Origin of the sequence: Acinetobacter sp. ACNIH3, assembly GCF_002918965.1 — a bacterium.
Classification (GTDB): domain Bacteria; phylum Pseudomonadota; class Gammaproteobacteria; order Pseudomonadales; family Moraxellaceae; genus Acinetobacter; species Acinetobacter schindleri.
On record NZ_PQLP01000012.1, the window covers coordinates 38,998 to 57,102 of the forward strand.

Genomic DNA, 18,105 nt, shown 5'->3' on the forward strand with positions numbered 1-18,105 from the left:
GGATTCCTATACCTTCTATTTGATTTTAGATATTTGAATACGCTATGAAGACCATTCTATTAGTTCCGACTGGGGAAGGCGTTGGTTTAACGTCAGCATGCTTAGGCCTGATTTACGCACTGGAATGCCAAGGTGTAAAGGCTGGTTTTGTCAAACCATTTTCTCAGGAAATTACGGATACGGCAGACCGTACCACTGCCCTGTATCGTCATATCTCCAACGCAAAGACTGTGGAACCCATCAGCTATAACGCAATGATGCAACGTCTCAGTCATGGCGAGCAGGATGAACTTCTAGAAGATGCCGTGCGTCTGCATCGTGAAATTGCCCGCAATCACGACCTGATTATTGTAGAAGGTGTAGTGCCAAATGGTCGTGACAGCTTTGTCGATGAACTGAATGCTTCTCTGGCTCAGGCACTCGATGCCAAAGTGGTTATTGTCAGCAATGCCGATATCCGTCATCCAGTGCAAACAGCAGAAAAAGTTGAAAATCAGATTCGCAATTTTGGTGGTGCAAGCTCAACACGCCTGTCTAGTATCCTGTTCATGCGTACCAAAGGCTTACCTGAAGAATCTGCCCAGATTCCAGTGACCATTGATCCAGAACTGCGTCTGACTGCTGAAACTGAACAGTTTGTACAAGCTATTCAGAAAACCCATCCATATATCGGCTCTGAAAAGCTTCCAGTGATTGGCTTGGTTCCGTTTAGTAAAACTCTGAGCGTGCCACGTATGTCCGATCTGGCTGCACATATTTCTGCGCTATGGATCCATCAAGGTGAAGCGGCTCAACGCCGTGTTCAGCACAGCAGCCTGATTGCATCCAGCATTGAACATGAACTGCATAAATTTGTCGCGGGTGAACTGATCATTACTGCCTCTGACCGTGTCGATGTGCTGCTGGCAAGTAGCCTGGCGAGCTGTAATGGTATTCCACTGGCGGGGTTAGTCCTGACTGAGCAACATCAGCCAAACGAACAGGTGTTAGGTTTCTGCCAGTCTGCAATTAAACATGGCCTGCCGATTTTACATACCCCATTAAGCACATTTGAAACTGCGCAGAAGCTGGCCAATCTTGGCAATGAAATTCCAGTTGATGATACAGAACGTGCTGATCAGGTTACTCGTTTTGTATCTAGCCATATCAATCCAGACTGGCTGATTCAGATGCTAAATGGCACCTACAAGCCACGCCTGTCTCCTTCTGCTTTCCGTCATGAGCTGGTACAGAAATCGATTGCAGCAAAAAAACGCATTGTGCTACCTGAAGGTGATGAGCCACGTACCATTCAGGCTGCAGCTATCTGTCAGTCACGTGGTATTGCGCATTGTATTCTGCTGGCTAAGCCTGAAGCCGTACTGGAAGTTGCCAAAGCACGTGGCATTGAATTGCCAGAAGGTTTAGAAATTGTCGATCCTGACCTGATTCGAGACAACTATGTCGAAAAAATGGTAACGCTGCGTAAAGGCAAGCTGAATGAACTGCAAGCCAAAGAGCAGCTGCAAGATACTGTTGTTTTAGGCACGATGATGCTAGCCCTTGATCAGGTGGATGGCTTGGTATCTGGTGCAGTTCACACTACTGCAAATACTGTGCGTCCAGCCTTCCAGCTGATTAAGACTGCGCCAGATTATTCACTGGTTTCCTCGGTGTTCTTTATGCTGTTACCAGATGAAGTATATGTATATGGTGACTGCGCGATTAATCCGGATCCGGATGCTGCGCAACTGGCAGAAATTGCCATCCAGTCTGCTGACTCGGCAAAAGCTTTTGGTATTGACCCACGTATTGCTATGATTTCTTACTCTACCGGAACTTCTGGTGCCGGTGCTGATGTAGAGAAAGTGGCAGAAGCTACCCGTATTGCCAAGGAACGTCGCCCTGACCTGTTGATTGATGGTCCATTGCAATATGACGCTGCATCGGTTGAAAGCGTGGGGCGCCAAAAAGCACCGGATTCCCAAGTAGCTGGTCGTGCCAATGTCTTTATCTTCCCGGATTTGAATACGGGTAACACTACTTATAAAGCGGTGCAACGTGCAGCAAATGTGGTGAGTGTTGGCCCAATGCTGCAAGGCCTGAATAAGCCAGTAAATGACTTGTCACGTGGTGCCTTGGTGGATGATATCGTATTTACTATTGCACTCACTGCGATTCAGGCAGATCAGCAAGATCAATAGATATATTCTAAATTTTTAAAACCACCCATAAGGGTGGTTTTTTATTCTGTTTAAATAATTTTATATTTAAAACATATATTTATTTTTCATGTAAAAATTCATCTATTAATAATTTTGTTTAGTAATAGAAATACATTGCCAAAAGAGCTTGACTTCCTTTTGCATAAATTATATACATCAATAATGATACGAATCGTATCATTATATGGAAATTATAAGAATATTTAAAATAGACAGGATGTGTGCCCATGATAGGACTGATAGGAATTGTCTTATCCTTAATATTGCTCATGTATCTAGCATATAAAGGATTTAGCGTAATTATTTTGGCACCTGCTTTATCATTATTTGCCGTGCTTTGGAGCGGGTATAGTCATGAATTACTCGGGTTTTACTCGCAAGTTTTTATGACTGGCCTCGGTGGTTACATCATCAAATATTTCCCGTTATTTTTACTTGGCGCCATTTTTGGGAAATTAATGGATGACTCGGGTTCAGCAAATACTATTGCTAACTTCTTTGTAAATAAATTAGGTCATCACCGTGCAATGCTTTCAATTGTATTGTCATGCGCAGTACTGACATATGGTGGGGTTTCACTGTTTGTTGTTGGTTTTGCCGTATTTCCAATTGCAGCCGCATTATTTCGAGAACTAAATATCCCTAAACGGTTGATTCCAGGTGCAATCATGTTAGGTGCATTGACCTTTACAATGACTGCATTACCAGGTACACCAGCGATTCAGAATGCTATTCCAATGCCTTTCTTTGGAACAGATCTTTATGCAGCACCTGGTTTGGGAATAATTTCCTCAATCTTTATGCTAATTGCAGGTATGTGGTGGCTTAATCGCAGAATTGCGCATGCTGCTGCAAATAATGAGGGCTATGGGAATCATATAGAACATCATCAAGGCCCGCGTCACCAAGCAGGTCCTAGCTTGATGATCGCATTTGTCCCAATTATTGTGGTGATTGTGGCAAACCTTGTTTTAACTAAATTGATCTTACCTCAGCTTGACGTTTCATATTTAGCCACAGATAAATTTGGTAATACCTCTCTTAACTCTGTTGTTGGTTTATGGGCCATTATCTGCGCCTTAGTACTTGCCTGTTTAACTATTATTTTCTGTAACTGGAACAGGATTGCTGATGTTAAAGAGTCATTACAACAAGGTGTATCTTCTTCTTTCTTGCCTATTTTTAACACAGCATCAGAAGTAGGTTATGGCTCAGTTATCGCTTCCTTAGCTGGCTTCCTCATTCTTAGAGACTTTCTTGTAGGGCTTGCACCTCATAACCCTCTGATCTCAGAAGCAATCGTAATTAATGTCTTAGCCGGTATTACAGGTTCTGCTTCTGGTGGTTTGAGTATTGCCTTAAATACGATGGGTGAAACCTATATGAATTTGGCAACTGAATTCGGAATCAATCCAGAACTTATGCATCGTGTCGCCTCCATGGCTTCTGGTGCACTAGACTCTCTCCCTCACAACGGCGCGGTGATTACCATTATTACTTTATGTGGACTGACACATAAACAATCCTATTACGACATGTTTGTCGTCGCAGTCATTATTCCATTAATTGCACTGACTGGTGTTATTACACTTGGAACAATGTTTGGTTCTTTCTAAAACAAGTTGGAAAGTTATTAATAAAGGAAGATATGAATGACCCATACTATTAATTTACCAAGAATTATGGAAATTGGTAAAAACTCAAGATTTAAACTCCCAGAAATATTAAAAACCATAGGATGCAGCAAGCCACTTATTATCACAGATAAAGTGATGGTCTCGCTGGGTTATGTTTCAGAAATCCAGAATATTCTCAATGAGGCAAATATTACATCTGAATATTTTGATGAAACTATCCCAGAACCGACATCGGGCTCTATTGAAGCAGGTGTAGTCAAAGTTAGATCAAGTCAATATGATTCAATTATCGCAGTTGGCGGTGGTAGTCCAATTGATAGTGCCAAAGCTATTAGTATCTTGGGAAAGTTTGGTGGTGAGATTCATGACTATAAATTTCCTCGCCAGGTCAATGAAACAGGTTTGCCTATTATTGCCATTCCAACGACAGCTGGTACCGGCTCTGAATGTACACGTTTTACGATTATTACCAATGATACAACAAGTGAAAAAATGCTCTGTGCGGGAATAGGCTTTCTCCCTATTGCTGCGATCGTAGACTATCAATTAACTATGTCTTTACCTGCCCGGACAACAGCAGATACAGGTATTGATGCTTTAACCCACGCCATAGAAGCTTATGTGAGTAAAAAAGCAAGTCCTTATAGTGATGCACAGGCTATCGCTGCTATGCGTTTGATCGGTCCTAACTTACAACGTGTCTACCAGGAACCAAGCAATGAACTTGCGCGAGAAAGCATGATGCTTGGATCTACCTTGGCCGGTATCGCCTTTTCAAATGCCTCCGTGGCTCTCGTTCACGGTATGAGTCGACCATTAGGTGCTTTTTTCCATGTACCCCATGGCCTTTCCAATGCCATGTTATTACCCATGATTACTGAATACTCAATTGCAGCTGCATCTGAACGCTATGCTAATTGTGCCCGTGCCATTGGGGTCGCACATATTGATGATCATGATGATGTGGCCAACCAGAAATTAGTATCTGCACTTATTCAAATCAATCAAGAACTACAAGTTCCTACTCTTGCGGAATTTGGAGTTGAAAAGACATATTTTGATGAAGTCGTTCAGACTATGGCAGAACAGGCTTTAGCTTCTGGCTCACCAGGTAATAACCCACGTGTACCCTCTATTCCAGAAATGGTCGAACTTTATAACAAGCTTTGGTAATTCAGCATTCAAAAATTCACCTAATCATATTTATTTAAGGAATTAGATTATGACAACTATCGGACATTTTATTAATGGTGAAACTTGCTTAGAATCTCATCGCACTCAACCAGTTTTTAATCCATCAACTGGTACTTCAGAAAATGAAGTTGCGATTGCAAGTAAGCAAACAGTCGAACAGGCCATTGCTGCTGCAGAAGCCGCTTTTCCAGAATGGCGTAACACACCTGTACTCAAACGTGCTCGGGTAATGTTTAAATTTAAAGAATTACTTGAGAAAAATGCAGATAAAATCTGCGAGCTGATCGGTAGTGAACACGGTAAAATAGTTCATGATGCAGCAGGTGAACTACAACGTGGTATTGAAAATGTAGAATATGCCTGTGGTGCTCCTGAATTCCTAAAAGGCGAATACAGTAAAAACGTAGGACCTAATATTGATTCCTGGAGTGAAATGCAGCCTTTGGGTGTGGTTGCGGGCATTACACCATTTAACTTCCCTGTTATGGTTCCACTGTGGATGTTCCCAATGGCAATTGTATGTGGGAACACTTTTATACTGAAACCTTCAGAACGAGATCCATCTTCTACACTATTTATTGCCCAACTTTTAAAAGAGGCTGGTTTACCAGATGGCGTATTAAATGTTGTAAATGGAGATAAAGAAGCGGTAGATACCTTATTATATGATCCTCGTGTACAAGCGATCAGCTTTGTAGGTTCTACCCCAATTGCTGAATACATTTATACAACTGCTACTTCACAAGGCAAACGCTGTCAGGCTCTAGGCGGAGCAAAAAATCATGCCATTATTATGCCTGATGCTGATATAGATAATGTCGTTAGCTCTTTGCTTGGTGCTGCATTTGGTTCATCTGGTGAGCGCTGCATGGCTTTATCAGTAGCTGTCGCAGTAGGTGATGAAATTGCTGATCAAGTTATTGAAAAATTAAAAAATGAGATTCAAAAATTAAAATTCGGTCATTTTTCTGACAAAAGTAATGATTTTGGTGCAGTGATTACCGCTCAACATAAAGCTAAAGTAATTGGCTATATCGATAGTGCAGAACAGCAAGGTGCCACTATTGTAGTAGATGGCCGTCAGGTAGCCCCTGAAGGCTATGAAAATGGTTTCTATGTAGGACCTACACTCATTGATCAGGTACGTTCAGACATGGTGAGCTATAAAGAAGAAATTTTTGGCCCCGTGTTACAAATCTTGCGAGTAAATACCATGCAAGAAGCGATGGACCTGATTGATCAACATGAATACGGGAATGGGACCTGTATCTATACTCGTGATGGTGAAGCTGCACGTTATTTCTCAGACCACATTCAAGTTGGGATGGTAGGGATTAATATCCCACTACCAGTACCAGTTGCATCACACAGTTTCGGGGGATGGAAAAGATCATTATTTGGTGATTTACACGCTTATGGTCCGGACGGTGCTCGTTTCTATACCCGCCGTAAGACAATCACGCAACGTTGGCCATCTGCCAATATTAGAGAAGGTGCGCAATTCTCTATGCCAACCTTAAATTAATTTCAACTATTCACCTCTACGAATGAGCAAATCTTCTAAAGATTTGCTCATTTTTATTCTTTATCTTCAATAAGTTTACTCAGTTCATGTGCTGCACTTCTTAATAATGGCTCAAATGCTAGCAAATCATCTAATGATTTTCTTATCGTGGGTGCATGAGTGTATAAGCAGGCTACAATATTGTCATTTTTTTGAATAGGTACAGAGCAAGCCACCATACCCGCAACAAACTCCTCATTATCTGTTCCTAATTTTTTATTAAAAATTTCTTCCAAGTTTTGTTCTAAAAGTTCAGGATTAGTGATCGTATTTTTAGTAAGTTGAGTAATAGGTAAATGCTCAACAATATTTTTACGTTTATTTTTCGGCTGATAACTTAAAAATAATTTTCCACTCGAGGTACACCATAAAGGTACTTCTGAGCCTACAGGTAAGTAAATTTGTAATGGCCAGTTGGTTTGTACACGGTCGGTATAAAGCATCTGATTATTATTTAAAATAGCAATCCCACAAGTTTCATTAATCTGATTGGATAATTTCTGAAGAATCGCCAGTCGTTCAACTTTTCGAGACTCTTGTTCCCATGTGCATATCAGCATCTTATAGGTACGGTCGGCAATAATATAACCACCATACATATCATAGGTAACAAAACCTTCCTGTTCTAATGTCTGCAACAGTCGATGAATACTAGGCTTAGGGATATCAAGTTGAATGGACAAATCCAAGGGAGTGGGAGGATGCTTTGCTGTAGAAATTGCTTCTACAATATCCAATACTCGTGTAATCGATGATCCCTTTTTCATTCATCCCTCATAAGATTATACAATTTATGATTTTCATTCGCGCTCTTTATTTTAGAGTTACCTTTTAAATTAATCTATGAAAATCGAATTTACTATCTATTAATAAAATATTAATGATTAAAGCAGCCCACTAACCTGCCAACCCCATTCTCTATCTGTGCTTTCATCATTCAATGGACGCAGTGGATGGTTTTTTTTAATTCTTAAAAATTGCATATATAAGAATGCCAGTCGATTCGACTGGCATTCTTTGATAAATCATTTGCTTTTCTTATCACTCTTATAGAAAGAGATATGAGTTAAAGAAAAGTAGTTTGACTTACATCGTGGTCCATTCATTACGGACATCATCTGCCGCTTTATTCAAAATGACCTGATCACCTTTCACTTCACTGACCCAGCTTAACGGAATCAGATGATGCTCATTATTTTCGTCATCACTTCTTGTTAATTTAATTGAATCTTGGCCTTCTAAATGGTCCACTTTTCCAACTTGTGTCCCGTCTGAAGCAATTACTGATGCATGTTCCTTGATGTCACTTGGATTTACTGTAGTCATTACAATTGCCCTATTATTAATAGAAGTTGAGAGAAATCAGTCTAGGCAATAAAAATTCGACTGTGTGTAAGGGTTATCAGACTTTAAGTATTACTAGGTTAATAGTGTAATGATAAAAATACAGTGTGTTTCAACAAGTGAGTAGCGTAACGAATTGATGGAAAGATTTAGGGGATTGTCAGTTTAGAGAATATGGGAATAGTTTTTTTATAATTTTTTTAGCATAAAAAAAGAAGATTAAGCTTAGGCTTGATCTTCTTTTTGACCGTACATCCAAGTCGCCGCGATATATACACAAAAACCGCTAGCCATCAAAATACCTGTAACCATTGTCTTAGGATCTCTTCGTTTCGATGTGTGCATTATGCGAAAGTTTTATGACAGTTATATGACAATATACGAAGTATTTTATTTTTAAAATAGTTATTAATTTCAAATATTTAATAAAATAAATACTATTTTTTGGGTTTTATAACATGAAATATGACAGTTATTATGACAGTTTTTAGTCAAATTATGACGCGATAGAATTTATCTCTAGATAGATAAGCGCACATTAAACTTTCGCCCAAAAGCCCTGTAAAACGTCCCACAACTTTTATGTTTTGTCATATAATTTAGCCCGCTAGCTATCAGCCCGCTCAAGAGATTTTTGTATGACAACTATTATCAAGCAAGATGACTTGATCACATCGGTTAAAGATGCGCTTCAGTTCATTTCTTACTACCATCCACAAGATTTCATCCAGGCGATGAGTCGTGCGTATGACCGTGAAGAAAACAAAGCGGCTAAAGATGCGATCGCGCAAATCTTAATTAACTCTCGTATGTGTGCAGAAGGCCACCGCCCAATCTGCCAGGATACCGGTATCGTAAACGTATTCGTTGAAGTGGGCATGGACGTTAAATTCGATTTAACGATGAGCTTAGACGATGCGATCAACGAAGGTGTACGTCAAGGTTACCTAGAAAATTCTAATGTCTTGCGTGCGTCTGTACTTGCTGACCCTGCATTCGGTCGTAAGAATACGAAAGACAACACCCCTGCTGTGATCTACCACAAACTTGTTCCAGGTAATAAAGTTGACATCACTGTTGCAGCGAAAGGTGGCGGTTCAGAAAACAAATCTAAACTGGCAATGCTTAACCCATCTGACTCAATCGTGGATTGGGTACTGAAAACTGTTCCAACAATGGGTGCAGGCTGGTGTCCACCAGGTATGCTGGGTATTGGTATCGGTGGTACTGCTGAAAAAGCTATGATGCTTGCAAAAGAAGCATTGATGGAAGAGATCAACATGGACGAACTTCTTCGTCGTGGTCCACAAAATAAACTTGAAGAACTTCGTATCGAAATCTTCGAAAAAGTAAATGCTCTGGGTATCGGTGCGCAAGGTCTTGGCGGTTTAACCACTGTTCTCGACATCAAAATCAAAGATTACCCATGTCACGCTGCGGGCAAACCAGTCGGCATGATTCCGAACTGTGCTGCAACGCGTCATGCACACTTCACGCTTGATGGTTCAGGTGTTGCAAACATTATTGCACCGAAACTTGAAGACTATCCTGAAGTAACTTGGGATTCATCATCATCTAAACGTGTTGACCTAGACACGATTACTCAAGAAGAAATGAACGCTTGGAAACCAGGCGATACCCTACTTCTTAACGGTACAATCTATACAGGTCGCGACGCGGCTCACAAACGTATGGTTGACATGTTGAACAACGGTGAAGAGCTTCCTGTCGATCTTAAAGGCAAGTTCATCTACTACGTAGGTCCTGTAGATCCAGTAGGCGACGAAGTTGTAGGTCCTGCTGGTCCAACCACGGCTACACGTATGGATAAATTTACACGTCAAGTCCTTGAAGCAACTGGCATGTTTGGCATGATTGGTAAAGCGGATCGTGGTCCTGCTGCTGTTGAAGCCATCAAAGACAACAAAGCGACTTACCTCATGGCTGTGGGTGGTGCTGCATACTTGGTATCTAAAGCCATTCGTGAAGCTGAAGTTGTAGCATTTGCTGACCTTGGTATGGAAGCAATCTACAAGTTCGTGGTGAAAGACATGCCTGTATCTGTTGCGGTCGACGTAAACGGTACTTCTGTACACGCAACTGCACCAAAAATCTGGCAAGCTAAAATTGGCAAGATTCCAGTAGTTGACGCTGCTGCAGGCTAATTTAATCTGCAAAAAAAGCACCCTTGATGGGTGCTTTTTTTATTGGGTAATCCCCCCTAAAAATAATAGGATCTAAAAGTAGAATTTTCTCTTAAGATACGAGCAGGAGATTCTGCATGAAAACATCTAAATTTACTGACAGTCAGATCATGTCCATCTTGAAACAGGCAGAATCTGGCACACCTGTAGCGACCCTTTGCCGTGAACACGGCATGAGTAATGCTACCTTTTATAAATGGCGTGCCAAATATGGTGGTATGGATACATCATTAATGGCTCGACTGAAAGAGCTAGAAGCCGAAAATACCAGACTTAAAAAGATGTATGCGGAAGAGCGATTAAAGGCCGAAATCATCCAGGAAGCGATGGCAAAAAAGTGGTAAAGCCATCTTGCCGGCGTAAGATGGCACAACAGGCAGTTGCCCAGCATGCCATTAGTATTCGTTTGGCTTGTAAAGCATTTGGCATTAGTGAAACCTGCTACCGCTATCAAGCCAATCTCAGCGATGACAATGCACTCATTGCTGAACAGCTCATTGAACTCACTGAGGAAAATTCCGATTGGGGCTTTGGTTTGTGCTTCTCGTATTTACGGCATGTTGAGAGTTGCTGCTGGAATCACAAGCGGGTTTACCGCATTTACTGTGAGTTGGCACTGAATCTGCGTATTAAACCGAGAAGAAGACTAAAACGGCATGCGCCTGAACCATTGAAAGAACCAATCCGAGAAAATCAGGTTTGGTCATTAGATTTTATGCATGATCAGCTTTCCGATGGTCGCAAGTTTCGATTATTGAATGTGATTGATGATTACCGCCGCGAAGGCCTAGCCATTGAAGCAGGGTTCTCATTGCCCACAATCAGGGTTATTCGTACGTTGAATCAATTGCTGGAGTGGAGAGAAAAACCGTTAGTGATCCGATGCGATAATGGTCCCGAATTTATCAGTCCCGAATTTGTGCGCTGGGCTACTGAGCACGGTATTCGTATTGAATATATTCAACCGGGTAAGCCACAGCAGAATGCGTATATTGAACGCTATAATCGGACCATACGTTATAGTTGGCTGAGCAAGCATTTATTTGATACTTTGGATGAAGTACAAGATTATGCAACAAACTGGTTGTGGCATTACAACCATGAAAGACCACATCAAGCTAACAAAGGAAAGCCACCTCTAATGGCTGCTTAACCTCTACTTTTAACTTCGGTTATTTATGGGAGGATTACCATTGTACTCTTTTCCTATAAAGGTTTAATTACCAAGTACGCGGATCCCATAACTTAAATGGGGTAGTCAATTGTACGTCTTCAGTCGGATTATATTCGATGGCTTTAATTTTCTGGGCTTTCTTGCGAAGTTTCCCCGTATCCTGATCTTGGGCAACAAAATTAAAACTATCCGACTTAAGCTGGGTAAATGCAATTTCATTTAAACCTACAGTTTCAGGCATCAGCATTAGCGGACCTGTAGCTGTACGGCGAGTCGTTATATTTTCTTCGTCATATTTAATGAAGTAGGATTTGCCAGATTCCACGCTAAAATCCAGATATTTCGGTTTCTGGAAATGCAGTGCACCGAGCGGACGGCTGGTACTCAGACGATATATACCCGGTGGCAGCTCAACCCAATAATAATGATTATGCAACAGACTTGGAATACGTTCCTGATTGATAAAAATACTGGCAGCCACAATTTCCTGGCGGTTCCATTTCGAATCTGGACGATATAAGTAAACCATTGCTGCCTGTTCATGTTGCGGTTTCACTGGTGTAAAACGTTGACCCAGCTTTTGATTAACCCATCCACCAATCGTGAACATGCCTACCTTATGCTGCTCGACAAAACCCGGTTTTTTGTTCAGATCGATATTTTTCAGTGTTGATGTCAGTTGCTGTTCCTGAACAGCGTGCTTCGAATGACACCCCATCAAGGCTAAACTGCTGATGAGTACAATTGCGGCTCCACGCATGCTTATCCCTCACTGCGTCTTTATTATTTTATGCACATTTTTATAAATTTATATGAATGATCAGGCGTCCACGCCTAAGAAACGAGATTAACATTGTGATTTATTTTTGAAAATAAAAAACGTGCGAAAACAGTTCATTTTCGCACGTTTCAGACGAACAGCAGTTAAGCAGACTTACTATTTACTACCTTTAAATCAGCCTTGGGAGTAGCAGTCTGTTCAATAGCAGCCTGACGTTCCGGACGGAATTCCGGTTTAGCCTCGCCATTGATCACAGCCTCACTCACTACCACAGTACCAACATCGGTACGGCTTGGCAGGTCATACATGGTTTCAAGCAATGAGTTCTCAAGAATAGAACGCAGACCACGTGCACCTGTATTACGTTCCAGGGCTTTTTTCGCCACAGCGCGTAATGCAGAATCTTCAAAGACCAGGTCTACATTTTCCATATCGAACAGATGCTTATACTGACGAGTTAAAGCATTCTTTGGCTCAGTCAGGATTTGCATCAAAGCTTCTTCATCCAGCTCATCCAGCGTTGCGATCACTGGCAGACGGCCAATGAATTCTGGAATCAGACCGAATTTCACCAGGTCAGTTGCTTCGACTTGGCGGAACAGGTCAGATAGCTTCTTGGTTTCCTCTTTATTGCGTACTTCTGCAGTAAAGCCGATACCACCCTTCTCCTGACGTTGCTGCACAATTTTCTCAAGTCCTGAGAATGCACCACCACAGATAAACAGGATATTTGAAGTATCAATCTGAATGAATTCCTGCTGCGGGTGCTTACGGCCACCTTGTGGTGGAATTGAAGCAACCGTACCTTCGATCATTTTTAATAACGCTTGCTGTACACCCTCACCCGATACATCACGTGTAATGGATGGGTTTTCAGACTTACGGGTAATCTTGTCGATTTCATCGATATAGATAATACCCTTTTGCGCTTTCTCGACATCATAGTCAGCTTTTTGCAGCAGTTTCTGTACGATGTTTTCAACATCTTCGCCCACATAACCTGCTTCGGTTAAGGTCGTTGCATCTGCCATCGCAAAAGGTACATCTAAAAGACGTGCAAGGGTTTGTGCCAGTAAGGTTTTACCCGAGCCTGTTGGACCGACCAGCAAAATATTACTTTTGGCAATTTCAACGCTGTCATCAGCTTTTTTACCATTGGTCTGCACTTTTAAACGCTTGTAATGGTTATAGACTGCAACAGATAACGTCTTTTTCGCTACGTCCTGACCAATTACATATTGATCTAGCGCCGCACGGATCTCATGCGGTTTCGGCAAAGGACGATTCGCCCAGTCATTGGTTTCTACCTGTTGACTGGTCTGAACCAGATCCAAGCATACGTCTACACATTCATTACAGATGTAGGCGTCTTCGCCAGCAATCAGCTTGCCGACTTCAGACTGCGTTTTACCGCAGAATGAACAATGCTTTTGTCCTTGAGTATGTTCGGACATAGTCTCTCCAATATCTCAATCTTTCAAACTTATGGACGTTTCGTTAGAACTTCGTCCACGAGACCATATTCTTTCGCTTGCTGAGCAGTCATGAAGTTATCACGGTCAGTATCACGCGCGACTTTATCAAAGTCCTGACCACTGTGTTCTGCCATCAGACGGTTTAAACGCTCTCTGATAAACAGGATTTCACGGGCATGGATTTCAATATCAGATGCCTGACCCTTAAAACCACCCAATGGCTGGTGAATCATGACACGGGCATTTTCAAGGCAATAACGTTTGCCTTTTGCGCCCGCATTTAACAGAAATGCACCCATTGATGCAGCCTGACCCATACAATAAGTCACAACATCCGGCTTAATAAATTGCATGGTGTCATAAATGGCCATACCTGCAGTCACCGAACCACCTGGCGAGTTAATATATAGATGAATATCCTTGTCAGGATTTTCAGCTTCTAAAAACAGCATTTGCGCAACAATCAAGTTGGCCATGTTGTCTTCAACTTCACCAGTCAAGAAAATTACCCGCTCACGTAAAAGACGTGAATAAATATCAAAAGAACGCTCACCACGAGATGATTGTTCTACCACCATTGGAACTAAAGCGTTTTCAATCGCTGGAACATACATACGTTTATTTATTCCTAAATTTTTTGTGACTTAACCCATAATTACAATATGAGGGATAATGATCTAAATTGCAAAATATTCGCCATGAATTCCATGATATTTTTTGCATTAGTTTTGTGAAAAACGGATTAGGTCATAGAAAGCTAAAGTATTAAAAAAAGGCGCTTAAAGCGCCTTTTTTATGACCAGCTAAACTTAGCCTTGTTGGCGAGCTTGCTGAGCTTTCAATAGGTCTTCATAGCTAACCTTAGTGTCAGTCACTTTAGCAGCAGCCAGGATGTGATCAACAACTTGGTCTTCAAGAACAACTGCTTCGATTTGAGCACGTTGTTGCTTGTCGTTTTTGAAGTATTCAATCACTTCAGCAGGATCTTCATAAGAAGAAGCCATGTCTTCGATGTAAGCTTCTACACGTGCTTGATCAACTTCGATTTTCGCGTCAGCAAGTACTTTACTTACCAACACGCCAAGTTTCACTGATTTTTCAGCTTGTTCTTTGAACAGTTCATCTGGAAGCATGCTTGAATCAAATGCTTTCGCGCCTTGGGCACCAAACTGTTGAGTGAACTGCTGGATCATTTGTTGACGTTGACGGTCAACTTCTTGAGCAAGCATTGCAGCTGGAATTTCAACTTCGTTTGCAGCTACAAGTGCATCAAAAGTTGCGCCTTTCACCTGGTTGCGAAGACCGTTTTTCACTTCACGTTCCATGTTTTTACGAACGTCAGCTTTCAGTTTTTCAACGCCTTCTTCTTCAGTTAAACCGAAAATTTTCAGAAATTCAGCATCAATCTCTGGAAGTTTTTGTTTTTCAACAAGTTTCACAGTGATTTTGAATTGAGCTTGTTTACCCGCAAGGTTTTCAGCCTGGTAGTCTTCTGGGAAAGTTACATCGATAACTTTCTCTTCGCCTTTCTTCATGCCGATGATGCCATCTTCGAAGCCAGGGATCATACGACCAGAACCTAAAACAAGTTTAAAGTCTTCTGCAGAACCGCCTTCAAATTTTTCGCCATCAACTGAACCTTCGAAATCGAAAGTTACTTGCATGTCTTTTTTCGCCATGCCTTTAGTTTCAGCCCAAGCAGCACGTTGTTTTTGAAGATTTTCGATCATCTTCTCAACGTCTTTGTCGTTTACTTCAGCTTCGTTGCGCTCAACTTCAAGGCCTTCAAACTTCACTTCAACTTCTGGGTAAACTTCAACAGTTGCTTCATAAACTAAAGCATCATCTTTCATTTCAGTTTTTTCGATGTTTGGCATACCAACAGCGTTGATTTTCTCTTGTTGGATTGCTTCAAAAACTGTATCGCGAATGATGTCGTTAACAACTTCTTGGTAAATACCAGCGCCGTATTCACGACGAATAACGTTCAAAGGCACTTTACCAGGACGGAAGCCGTTGATCTTCGCAGTTTTAGCAGTGCGTTTTAAACGAGCTTCAAATTGCTCATTAATTCGGCTCGTCGGTACAGAAACATTTAAACGACGGGCAACGCCCGAAACCGCTTCAGAAGTTACTTGCATGGCTTCCTCTATATATTTGGTAATAACAGGTTATAAAAAAATGTGCCACATTATATGACATCATTTAAAGATATACAAAACATACAGCCTTGTTACAGTTTTTAGAAAAGATTTCTTCACATTATTCCTATTTATACGATGAATTACTCTTTTGATTAAAATATCTATATACACCTTGTTGCAAATGATAAATATTATCATTAATATTGCAAAAATTTGATACACAACTCTAATTTTATCTCCATTATCCTGGAATCTTGGTTATGCGCACTTTCAATCTTCGCCCTCTTGCAGTGGCTATCCTTGGGGTCACATCATCCTCAGTATTTGCTGAAACAACATTAACGCCTACAACAACACATCAACTGTCGACGATTGTCGTTTCTGCAGCGGGTTTTGAACAAGAACTAAAAAATGCGCCTGCTTCTATTAGTGTGGTAACCAAAGAAGATATTGAAAAGAAAAATGCGACCAGCATTGCTGATTTGCTCGTTGATGTTCCTGGCGTAGACATTCGTGATGGTGTCGGCAAGACATCAGGTCTAAATATTAAGATGCGTGGTTTAGGTAATGATTACACGCTTATTCTCATTGATGGTCGTCGCCAAACGACATCTTCTGATGTTGCACCAAATGGTTTTGGTGAATCATCGAATACTTATTTACCGCCATTAGCCTCTATTGAACGCATTGAAGTGATTCGTGGTCCAATGGCAACACGTTATGGCTCAGAAGCTATGGGTGGTGTCATTAATATCATCACTAAAAAAGTTAGCGATGAATGGAATGGTAACGTTACCCTAAGTGGTAATGCCATGGAACACAGCGGTGAAGCAGATGCATGGAAGACAAGTTTTGCCTTAAATGGTCCTGTTATTAATGACCGCTTAGGCTTACAGTTACGTGGTTCTTATCTGGATCGCCAAAGATCTGAACGTATTGCCGAATCAGGACGTGACCCTCGTCCAAGTAAAGCAGATATTTATGATGTAGGTGGAAAACTCAATTTAACAGTTGATGACGCCAATACTCTATGGATTGATGCATTTCATTCAAGCCAAACTTATCTCAATGAAGATAACCGCCTAGGTAACATCGACACCCCTACTCGTGCAAATGGTTATAAAGATGAACTCGAGTTTAATCGTGAACAATATGCTCTTGGTCATGATGGAGACTACAGCTTTGGTACATGGAAAAGTTATATAAGCCAAACAAAAACTGAAACATTAGGTCGTACCATTCCACGTAATACTTTCCCTGGTAATGCCTTCGCAGGAAATGATCGCACCCTTGAAAATACAGACTTGGTCTTAGATTCTCACATCATTGCCCCTATTGCCAATCACAAGATTACTGCGGGTGTAGAATATAAAGATTCAAAAGTTGCTGATGATATTGCGGGTATTGGAAAAGAATTTTCTAAAGACTCATGGTCATTCTATGCTGAAGATGAATGGAGCTTGTTAGATAACCTTCGCTTTACTTTCGGTGGCCGTTATGAAGATCACTCAGGGTTCGGTGGACAATTCAGTCCTCGTGCTTATTTAGTCTGGAATACCAATGATGTTCTTACGCTAAAAGGTGGTGTAAGTACAGGTTATAAGGTTCCTTCTGCGAAAGCTTTACATGACGGGATTATTAACTACAGCGGTCAGGGTACAACACCAACTTTAGGAAATTCTGATTTAAAACCAGAGACCTCGACCAACTATGAACTCGGTTTAAATTTCCAACCGAACGATCGACTTAACTTGACTGCTACGGCATTCTTTAACCAAATTGAAGACAAAATTATGTCTTCAACTTATCAATGCCCAGCTTCACCAGAATGTTCAAGTTTGGCGCCTAGCGTGACAGAATATAGCAAAAGTTCAAATGCAGATGAAGCTGAAACTCAAGGCTTAGAACTTAGTCTTCATTACTCCATCCTGCCAGAATGGGATATCAAGACCGCCTATACATTTATGGAAACCGAAATTACGAAAGGTGACAAAAAGGGTCAATATTTTAGTAATGTACCGAAACATGCATTAAATACAACATCTACATGGCACATTAATCCTGCCCTAGATATCTGGTTACAGCATGAATATCGCTCGAGCAAAGACCGTTTCCAATCTAATCCAACAGCACCAGCAGCAGGCCTTGGTTCAAGTGATTATGAAGAGTCTTTGATTTTTGGTGATAAGTTTAGTGGTTATAACCTCTTTAACTTAGGTGCAAGCTATAGCTACTCTGATGCATTACGTTTTAATTTTGCTGTAAACAACCTCTTAGACAAAGACTTCACCGAAGGTAGCACCACGTATTCTTATATTAATAACGATGGCGAAACTGTATCTGCCACTGGTTATAAATATCTTGATGGGTAATCCTCCCATAAA

Annotated in this window: 13 protein-coding genes; 7 read left to right on the forward strand and 6 right to left on the reverse strand. The window is 41.1% G+C overall.

All coding sequences use genetic code 11. The features are described from left to right. The first annotated feature begins 44 nt into the window (after positions 1-44). From pta to C3420_RS07310, 4 genes are all read left to right on the forward strand, one after another. Complete coding sequence (gene pta / locus C3420_RS07295; RefSeq protein ID WP_103800312.1) at positions 45-2,183, forward strand: phosphate acetyltransferase; 2,139 nt, start codon at positions 45-47, stop codon at positions 2,181-2,183. Between the two features lie 248 nt (positions 2,184-2,431). Beyond that, on the forward strand, positions 2,432-3,820 hold the full coding sequence (locus C3420_RS07300; RefSeq protein WP_103800311.1) for a GntP family permease: 1,389 nt from the start codon (positions 2,432-2,434) through the stop codon (positions 3,818-3,820). A gap of 36 nt (positions 3,821-3,856) precedes the next feature. Next, positions 3,857-5,014: an iron-containing alcohol dehydrogenase gene (locus C3420_RS07305; RefSeq protein WP_103800310.1), complete on the forward strand. Its 1,158-nt coding sequence runs from the start codon at positions 3,857-3,859 to the stop codon at positions 5,012-5,014. 49 nt (positions 5,015-5,063) lie between these two features. After that, positions 5,064-6,560, forward strand: coding sequence for a CoA-acylating methylmalonate-semialdehyde dehydrogenase (locus tag C3420_RS07310; RefSeq protein WP_103800309.1), 1,497 nt, complete (start codon positions 5,064-5,066; stop codon positions 6,558-6,560). Between the two features lie 53 nt (positions 6,561-6,613). Here C3420_RS07310 and C3420_RS07315 read toward each other — a convergent pair whose 3' ends face one another. Together C3420_RS07315 and C3420_RS07320 are read right to left on the reverse strand one after the other, a co-directional pair. Next, positions 6,614-7,366, reverse strand: a complete 753-nt coding sequence (locus C3420_RS07315; protein WP_103800308.1) for an IclR family transcriptional regulator — start codon at positions 7,364-7,366, stop codon at positions 6,614-6,616. Between the two features lie 319 nt (positions 7,367-7,685). Further along, complete coding sequence (locus C3420_RS07320; RefSeq protein ID WP_004813194.1) at positions 7,686-7,925, reverse strand: DUF2171 domain-containing protein; 240 nt, start codon at positions 7,923-7,925, stop codon at positions 7,686-7,688. Between the two features lie 656 nt (positions 7,926-8,581). On the opposite strand from C3420_RS07320, the gene C3420_RS07325 reads away from it, so the two are divergent. Beyond that, positions 8,582-10,108: a fumarate hydratase gene (locus tag C3420_RS07325; protein WP_004813196.1), complete on the forward strand. Its 1,527-nt coding sequence runs from the start codon at positions 8,582-8,584 to the stop codon at positions 10,106-10,108. Positions 10,109-10,224: 116 nt separating this feature from the next. Further along, positions 10,225-11,300, forward strand: a protein-coding gene (locus C3420_RS07330) for an IS3 family transposase (protein ID WP_103800307.1) whose coding sequence is annotated in 2 segments (ribosomal slippage) — positions 10,225-10,477 and positions 10,477-11,300 — 1,077 coding nt in all. Because the reading frame shifts where the segments join, the coding sequence is not laid out codon by codon here. A gap of 67 nt (positions 11,301-11,367) precedes the next feature. On the opposite strand, the gene C3420_RS07335 is transcribed toward C3420_RS07330, so the two are convergent. The 4 genes from C3420_RS07335 to tig form a co-directional block, all read right to left on the reverse strand. After that, complete coding sequence (locus C3420_RS07335) at positions 11,368-12,081, reverse strand: DUF2846 domain-containing protein (RefSeq protein ID WP_103800306.1); 714 nt, start codon at positions 12,079-12,081, stop codon at positions 11,368-11,370. 164 nt (positions 12,082-12,245) lie between these two features. Further along, positions 12,246-13,556: an ATP-dependent protease ATP-binding subunit ClpX gene (gene clpX / locus C3420_RS07340; RefSeq protein ID WP_004813200.1), complete on the reverse strand. Its 1,311-nt coding sequence runs from the start codon at positions 13,554-13,556 to the stop codon at positions 12,246-12,248. A 29-nt stretch (positions 13,557-13,585) separates the two neighbouring features. Continuing rightward, positions 13,586-14,191 (reverse strand): ATP-dependent Clp endopeptidase proteolytic subunit ClpP, encoded by a 606-nt coding sequence (gene clpP, locus C3420_RS07345; protein ID WP_004813202.1) that lies wholly within the window; start codon positions 14,189-14,191, stop codon positions 13,586-13,588. Positions 14,192-14,386: 195 nt separating this feature from the next. Further along, a complete protein-coding gene (gene tig / locus C3420_RS07350; RefSeq protein ID WP_004890158.1) occupies positions 14,387-15,718 on the reverse strand; it encodes a trigger factor in 1,332 nt (443 codons plus the stop codon). A gap of 263 nt (positions 15,719-15,981) precedes the next feature. Here tig and C3420_RS07355 point away from each other — a divergent pair, with 263 nt between their 5' ends. Next, positions 15,982-18,093 carry a TonB-dependent receptor domain-containing protein gene (locus C3420_RS07355; RefSeq protein ID WP_103800305.1) on the forward strand — a complete coding sequence of 704 codons (2,112 nt, stop codon included), beginning with the start codon at positions 15,982-15,984 and terminating at the stop codon, positions 18,091-18,093. The last annotated feature ends 12 nt before the right edge of the window (positions 18,094-18,105 follow it).